The organism is Phenylobacterium sp., from assembly GCF_024508875.1.
GTDB lineage: Bacteria > Pseudomonadota > Alphaproteobacteria > Caulobacterales > Caulobacteraceae > Phenylobacterium.
Genome location: NZ_JANINU010000140.1, coordinates 1 through 6,239, shown reverse-complemented (window position 1 = coordinate 6,239; position 6,239 = coordinate 1). Strand labels below are relative to the sequence as shown.

At 71.1% G+C, this 6,239-nt stretch carries 8 protein-coding genes and 1 riboswitch; of the genes, 4 read left to right on the top strand and 4 right to left on the bottom strand.

Annotated features, from left to right (window positions below):
• From Q0L11_RS11885 to Q0L11_RS11875, 3 genes are all read right to left on the bottom strand, one after another.
• Positions 1 to 604 (bottom strand): ABC transporter ATP-binding protein (locus Q0L11_RS11885; protein ID WP_296597487.1); only part of this gene is annotated, 604 nt, incomplete at its 3' end.
• Positions 601 to 1,566, bottom strand: a complete 966-nt coding sequence (locus tag Q0L11_RS11880) for an HlyD family efflux transporter periplasmic adaptor subunit (RefSeq protein WP_296597486.1) — start codon at positions 1,564 to 1,566, stop codon at positions 601 to 603. The genes Q0L11_RS11885 and Q0L11_RS11880, both read right to left, overlap by 4 nt.
• Complete coding sequence (locus Q0L11_RS11875; RefSeq protein WP_296597485.1) at positions 1,563 to 2,201, bottom strand: TetR/AcrR family transcriptional regulator; 639 nt, start codon at positions 2,199 to 2,201, stop codon at positions 1,563 to 1,565. The genes Q0L11_RS11880 and Q0L11_RS11875 overlap by 4 nt, the downstream gene beginning before the upstream one ends.
• A 329-nt stretch (positions 2,202 to 2,530) precedes the next feature.
• Here Q0L11_RS11875 and Q0L11_RS11870 point away from each other — a divergent pair, with 329 nt between their 5' ends.
• The 3 genes from Q0L11_RS11870 to Q0L11_RS11860 all read left to right on the top strand — a co-directional run bounded on the left by Q0L11_RS11870 (position 2,531) and on the right by Q0L11_RS11860 (position 4,992).
• Complete coding sequence (locus Q0L11_RS11870; protein ID WP_296597484.1) at positions 2,531 to 3,169, top strand: M23 family metallopeptidase; 639 nt, start codon at positions 2,531 to 2,533, stop codon at positions 3,167 to 3,169.
• A 48-nt stretch (positions 3,170 to 3,217) separates the two neighbouring features.
• A riboswitch (cobalamin riboswitch) is annotated at positions 3,218 to 3,420 on the top strand.
• 109 nt (positions 3,421 to 3,529) lie between these two features.
• A complete protein-coding gene (locus Q0L11_RS11865) occupies positions 3,530 to 4,075 on the top strand; it encodes a hypothetical protein (RefSeq protein ID WP_296597483.1) in 546 nt (181 codons plus the stop codon).
• The gene (locus tag Q0L11_RS11860) at positions 4,072 to 4,992 is read left to right on the top strand and encodes a cobalamin-binding protein (protein WP_296597482.1); all 921 of its coding nucleotides are present in this window, start codon (positions 4,072 to 4,074) and stop codon (positions 4,990 to 4,992) included. Before Q0L11_RS11865 ends, Q0L11_RS11860 begins: the two co-directional genes overlap by 4 nt.
• On the opposite strand, the gene Q0L11_RS11855 is transcribed toward Q0L11_RS11860, so the two are convergent.
• The gene (locus tag Q0L11_RS11855; RefSeq protein ID WP_296597481.1) at positions 4,989 to 5,804 is read right to left on the bottom strand and encodes an oxaloacetate decarboxylase; all 816 of its coding nucleotides are present in this window, start codon (positions 5,802 to 5,804) and stop codon (positions 4,989 to 4,991) included. The genes Q0L11_RS11860 and Q0L11_RS11855 overlap by 4 nt on opposite strands.
• Positions 5,805 to 6,141: 337 nt before the next feature.
• On the opposite strand from Q0L11_RS11855, the gene rpmB reads away from it, so the two are divergent.
• Positions 6,142 to 6,239 (top strand): 50S ribosomal protein L28 (gene rpmB / locus Q0L11_RS11850; protein ID WP_296597488.1); only part of this gene is annotated, 98 nt, incomplete at its 3' end.

Below are 6,239 nucleotides of genomic sequence, written 5' to 3'. Positions count from 1 at the left end.
TCTCGTGGCACCGCTCGGCCTCGTCCATGTAGTGGGTCGAGACCAGGACGGTGAGGCCGTCCGCCGCCAGCGCGTGGATTTCGTCCCAGAAGGTCCGCCGCGCCTTCGGGTCCACGCCGGCCGTCGGCTCGTCCAGCAGCAGCAGCCGGGGCTCATGCAGGGTCGCGGTCGCCAGCGCCAGGCGCTGCTTCCAGCCGCCCGACAGAGTGCCCGCGAGCTGGCCCCGGCGGCTGGTCAGGCCCAGGCGCTCCAGCGCCCGGTCCACCCGCTCGCGCCGACGGTCCAGGCCGTAGACCCGCGCCGTGAATTCCAGGTTCTCGGCGATGGTCAGGTCCTCGTAGAGCGAGAACCTCTGGGTCATGTAGCCCGTGCGGCGCTTCACCTCGTCGGCCTGGCCGATGATGTCGTAGCCGAGCGCTTCGCCCGCCCCGGAGTCCGGCGTCAGCAGCCCGCACAACATCCGTAGCGTGGTGGTCTTGCCCGAGCCGTTCGGCCCCAGGAAGCCGCAGATGCGCCCCGCCTCGACCTGGATTGTCACGTCGTTGACCACGTGCTTGGCGCCGAAGGACTTGTTCAGGCCGCGCACGTCGATGGCCAGGGTCACGACAGCGGCTCCACGTCCACCGGCTGGCCGGGGTTGAGGCGCAGGCTCGGGCGGGCCTCGACCAGGTAGACCAGCCGGTCGCGCGCCTCGCGGCTGTAGATCACCGGCGGGGTGAATTCGGGGCGAGGGCTGACGTACTCGATGCGGGCGGACAGGCCCCTGGCGCAGCCGTCGCAGGCAAAGCGCACGGTGCGGCCGATGCGGTAGGCGGCGAGCTCCTTCTCCGGCACGAAGAAGCGGACCTTGATCCGTTCGTCGGGCAGCAGGCTGAGGATCGGCTGGTTCGCGGGCGCCCATTCGCCGGCATGGAAGAAGATGTCCTCGACCCGCGCCTTGGCCGGCGCGCGGGGCGAAACCTCGGCGAGCCGGGCGGTCGCGCCGGCGGTCGCGGCCTGAGCTTGCGCCACGCGGGCGTCGGCGGCCCGCACCTGGTCTTCGCGCGCTCCCAGTGTCGCCGCGTCGCGCTGCCTGCGGGCGGCGCGCACCTGGGCGTCGGCGGCGTCGGCGGCCGACCTGGCGTCGTCCAGGCGGGCCGGGGCGTACCAGCCCTGGCGGACCAGGGGCTGGACGCGGCGCAACGTGGCGTGCGCGTCGCGGGCGCGCGCCTCGGCGGCGGCGATGTTGGCCTCGTAGACCGCCAGTTCCGTCGGCCGCTGCCCCTTGCGGGCGTCGATGGCCTGGGCCTCGGCGGCGCGCTGTTCGGCGGCGGCCTGCTCCGCCTGGGCCTGCACCTGAGCCGGGTCCACCACGAACAGCGCCTGGCCGGCCGCAACGTCCTGGCCCCGGACCGCCGCGACGCTGCGCACCGCGCCGGCCACCGGCGCGGCGAGATAGAGCGGCTCGCCCTCGATATAGCCCGAGAGGGTCCTGGGCTGGCCCATGCGAGGGATCCAGACGATCAGGCCCACGACGACGGCCGCCGCGGCGACCAAGCCGATCACGAGCAGGGGCGGGCGCCTCATGTGCGGGCTCCTTCCGTCAGCATTCCGCAGAGCAGGGTGTCGACGTGCTGGCGCATGACCGCGGCCAGGTCGAAGGGCTCCGCGCCGATGGGCACGAAGGTCTCCTTCCAGAGCACCGCGACCAGCATCGGCGAGATGAGTTGCAGGGCGTAGACACGCGGGTCGCCGGGCTTCACCTCGCCTCGCGCCTGGGCGGCCGAGATGGCCGCCGTCATCGCGCCCAGCGCCTGGCTGACCAGTTCGTCGTGCCAGACCCGGGCGATCTCGGGGAAGTTCCGGGCCTCGCCCACCACCATCTTCAGCACGCCGCCGAGCGGCGTCTGCGACACCACGCCGGCGACGTGGCTCGTCACGCTGCGCAGCAGGTCGGCGAGGGGCCCGGGGTGGGCCGCGGCCATCGCCTTCACCATCCCGATGTTGGGCGCGATCGCTTGGCCCACGACGGCGCGGAAGATGTCTTCCTTGGTCTCGAAATAGAGGTAGATCGCCCCCTTCGAGACCCCGGCCTCGCGGGCGATGTCGTCCAGCTTGGCTGCCGCGAACCCCTTCTCGGCGAACACCTTCAGCGCCGCCTGCACGATCTCGGCGGGGCGGTCGGCCTTGCGGCGACGAAACTTGGGTGCGCCGGTATCCATCTTGGGCCTCAAATAACTGACCAGTCATTTATTAGCTTGCAGCGAGGACGGTTTCAACCCATCCGCAAACCGGCGTTCGCCTGGGCGACGACGGGTCGCATGGTTAAAGTTGACGCCTTCGCCTATTTTTCGCCCCGGTCCGAGATCAGGACCCATCGCAAAGTCGCGACTTGCGCGGCGTTCCAGTCAATCCGCCATGAAGACCGGTTCTCGTCCGGCCTGGCGTGCATTTGTTGAGTGAAGGGTTCTGAATGAAGTTTGGCGTTCCTGCGCGTCTGCTTACGCTTGTCGAGAAACAACCTGGGCTTTATGCGACGATAGCTGTGCTTGTGACGGCGACGGCCGCCGCGGCGGCGCCGTTCAGCCAGCCCGAGCATCGCGCAAGCCTCGTCACCGCCATGGAACGCGCGGTGGACAAGGTGGCTCCCACGGCCCCGCCGCCTGTCTCGATGCGGCTCGTCTGGGACGGCGCCGACGTCGACGGCGACGGGCGCGCCGACTTCACGAATCCGACCGGGCAGGAGCCGCGGACGAACGACGCCTATGGGGAGGGCGAGTTCGGCGCCCGCCGCGACGGCGGCAGCCGCCGCCACGAGGGCGTGGACTATCGCGCCCGCGCCGGCCAGGAGGTGGAGGCTCCGATCTCGGGCTATGTCACCAAGATCGGCTACGCCTACCCCGGCGACCAGACGCTGAAGTTCGTCGAGATCACCAACCCGGCGCTGAACTACGTGGCCCGTGTGTTCTACGTGAACCCGACCGTCGAAGTCGGCCAGCCCGTGGCCATCGGCAAGCCGATCGGCGCTGCCCACTCGCTGCAGCGCAAGTATCCGGGCGGCATGACCGACCATGTGCACCTCGAGATCATCGACCGGTCCGGGGCCCGCGTCGACGCCACGCGCATGATCACCGCCGAATACCGCCCCGTTCCCGCGCAGGGCGCCGTCACGGTCGCGGCGGCCGAGTAGCGGCCCCAAGCCGGCCGCACGCAGCGCCTTGACCCATCGCGCCATGCCGGGGCAATCATCCGGCGTGGCGCCCGAGAGGGCCTAACAGGGAATGCGGTGCGGACGTTCGCGTCCAAGGCCGCGGCTGCCCCCGCAACTGTAAGCGGCGAGCCGAAGACCATCAGAGCCACTGGGGCCGTCAGGTCCTGGGAAGGCCGGTCCGAGGCGGTGACCCGCAAGCCAGGAGACCTGCCACGAGCCGTGGTCACGCGCGACCATGTCGGACGGGGTGCGCCGATGTGGATGGACCGCTGTCCGGGCTTCCGGCGGCCGGGCCATGTTCTCGCGGTGACGTGTCACGTTCGCCGCGAGGTTTCGACCATGTCTTCCGTCTCAATGCTTTCCGCGCCGCGCGCCGCCCTTTGGTCGGCCGGCCTCGTCACGCTCGTGATGGGCGGCTGTCTCCTGGCCGGCTGCCTGGAGCCGCTGGTCGCCGTGGCGGTGATCGCCGCCGGCGCCCTGCCGCTGGGCCGCGCCGCCTTGCTTGTCACCGCGGTCTGGCTGGCGGGGCAGGCCATCGGTTTCGGGCTGCACGACTACCCGCGTGACCCACGCACCATCGCCTGGGGCTTCGGCCTGGGCCTCGCCGCCCTCGCGGCGCTGGCCGGGGCCGTCCCGATCCTGAAGGCGACGGCCGGCAAGCCGGTCTGGCTGCGCGCAGGCCTCGCCTTCGTCGCGGCCTTCGTCGCCAACCAGCTCGTGATCCTGGGCGTCGAGCAGGCTGTCACGGGCGCGTGCGAGGTGCGGCCCGGCGTCGTCAGCCTGGTGGGCGCCCTCAACGCCGCCTGGCTGGCCGGCCTGCTGGCCATCGACGCGGTCGTCCGTCGCACGAGCTTGCCGCTGCCATCCTTCGGACGCACGGCGTGACCGGGCCGCGCATCGTCTCCCTCCTGCCCAGCGCCACCGAGATCGTCGCCGCGGTGGGCATGGCGGATCATCTCGTCGGGCGCTCGCACCAGTGCGACTTCCCGGTGGACGTCCGCCGCCTGCCCGCGCTCAGCGAGACCAAGGTGCGGCTCGACGGCACGTCGCGCGACATCGACCGCCGCGTGAACGAGATCATCGCCCAGGGCGTCTCGGTCTACCGCGTCGACGCCGAGCGCCTGCGCGCGCTGAAGCCCGACGTGATCCTGACGCAGACCCAATGCGCCATCTGCGCGGTGACGCCCGGCGATCTGCAGGACGCGCTCTGCGAGTGGACGGGCATGGCGCCGACCCTCGTTTCCCTGGAGCCCAACGACCTGGGCGACGTCTGGGGCGACGTGCGCAAGGTCGGCGCGGCGCTCGACGCCGAGGGGGCGGCCGAACGCGCCATCGTGGGATTGCAGGGACGCCTGGCCGCCATCCGCGCCACCGCCGACCGCGCCGCCTATCGTCCACGGGTGGCCGCCATCGAATGGATCGACCCGCTGATGGCCGGCGGCAACTGGATGCCCGAGCTGATCGAGGCGGCCGGCGGCGAAAGCCTGTTCGCCGTGGCCGGCCAGCATTCGCCGTGGCTCGACCGGGCCGCCCTGGCCGCCGCCGACCCCGACGTGATCCTGCTGCTGCCGTGCGGCTTCACGATCGACCAGAGCCTGGCCGACCTGCCGCTGCTCACGTCGCGGCCGGAGTGGGCGCGCCTGTCGGCCGTGCGGCGGGGCCAGGTCTACGTGATCGACGGCCATCACTACTTCAACCGGCCTGGGCCGCGGCTGGTCGAGTCGGCCGAGATGATCGCGGAGATCCTGCACCCCGACCTGTTCGCCTTCGGTCACGAGGGCAGGGGCTGGGTCCGGCTTTAGGGCTTCAGCAGCGCCGCCATCTCCGCTCCGGTGGCGGCCTGCGACAGCCGGTCGAAGCGGCCGCCTTCGGCGATCTCGCGGGCCGTGCGGATGAACTCGCCGAACGCGGCCCGCGCCAGCGCGCCGCCCAGGCTGATCCGTCGCACGCCGAGGTCGGCGAGTTCGGCGACGGTCGGGCCGCCGGTCCACATCAGGACGTTCAGCGGCTTCGGCGCCACCGCCCGCACGGCCGCCGCGATGTGCTCCGGGGTCCGCAGCCCCGGCGCGTAGAGGCAGTCGGCGCCGGCGTCCGCCAGACTGGCCAGCCGGTCGAGGGTCGCGCCCACGTCCATCGCCCCGACCAGCAGGCCCTCGGCGCGCGCCACGAGCACGGCGCCCGAGCCCTCGGCGTCGATCGCCGCCCGCGCCGCCTTCACACGCTCGACCGCCAGCCCCTCGTCGTAGAGCGGCTTGCCCGGGTCGTGGCTCATGTCCTCGATGGAAAGCCCGGCGACGCCCGTGTTCAGCGCGCGGCGCACGTTCGCCGCGACCTCCTCGGGAGTGTCGGCATAGCCGTTCTCGAAGTCGGCGTTCAGGGGCAGGTCGGTCGCCGCGGAGAGGGTTGCGAGGTGCGCCAGGGCGTCCTCCAGCGGGACCTCGTTGTCCAGCCGACCGCTGGACCACGCCATGCCCGAACTGGTCGACGCCAGCGCCTGGAAGCCCAGGGTCTGCAGCATCCTGGCGCTGCCCACGTCCCACGGGTTTGGGATCACGAAACAGCCGCTCCGGTGCAGCTCCCGGAATCGCGCGCGCTTGTCGGCCGGAGTCGTCATGAGACCCTCTCACGGTGAAGCTTAACGCTGGAAGCTGAAGCAGAGAACGGGCGCGAAACGAATCGCGACCGAATCACTGACTCGCAGCGATTCAGCTTTCGTTCCCTACGATATATTGTATCCGACTCGCTTCGGCCCACAACGAAGCATCGTCGAGCGACGGGCAAGACCAGGCGCGGGTTTCACGCGGGGATCGCGCCTCTTATAGATTCCCGTGCGGCCGATCGGCTTTCCGCCCCGCCAACCTTGACGCGGGCGAGGCCTTCCTCTACATCGCCCGCTCTTCGCGCGGACCCCGGTCCGTCGCTCACCGTATTCCTGCGAAGGTTATCTCGCTATGTCGCGCCGCTGCGAAATCACGGGTGTCGGTCCGATGGTCGGCCACAACGTGAGCCACTCGAACATCAAGACCAAGCGCCGGTTCATGCCGAACCT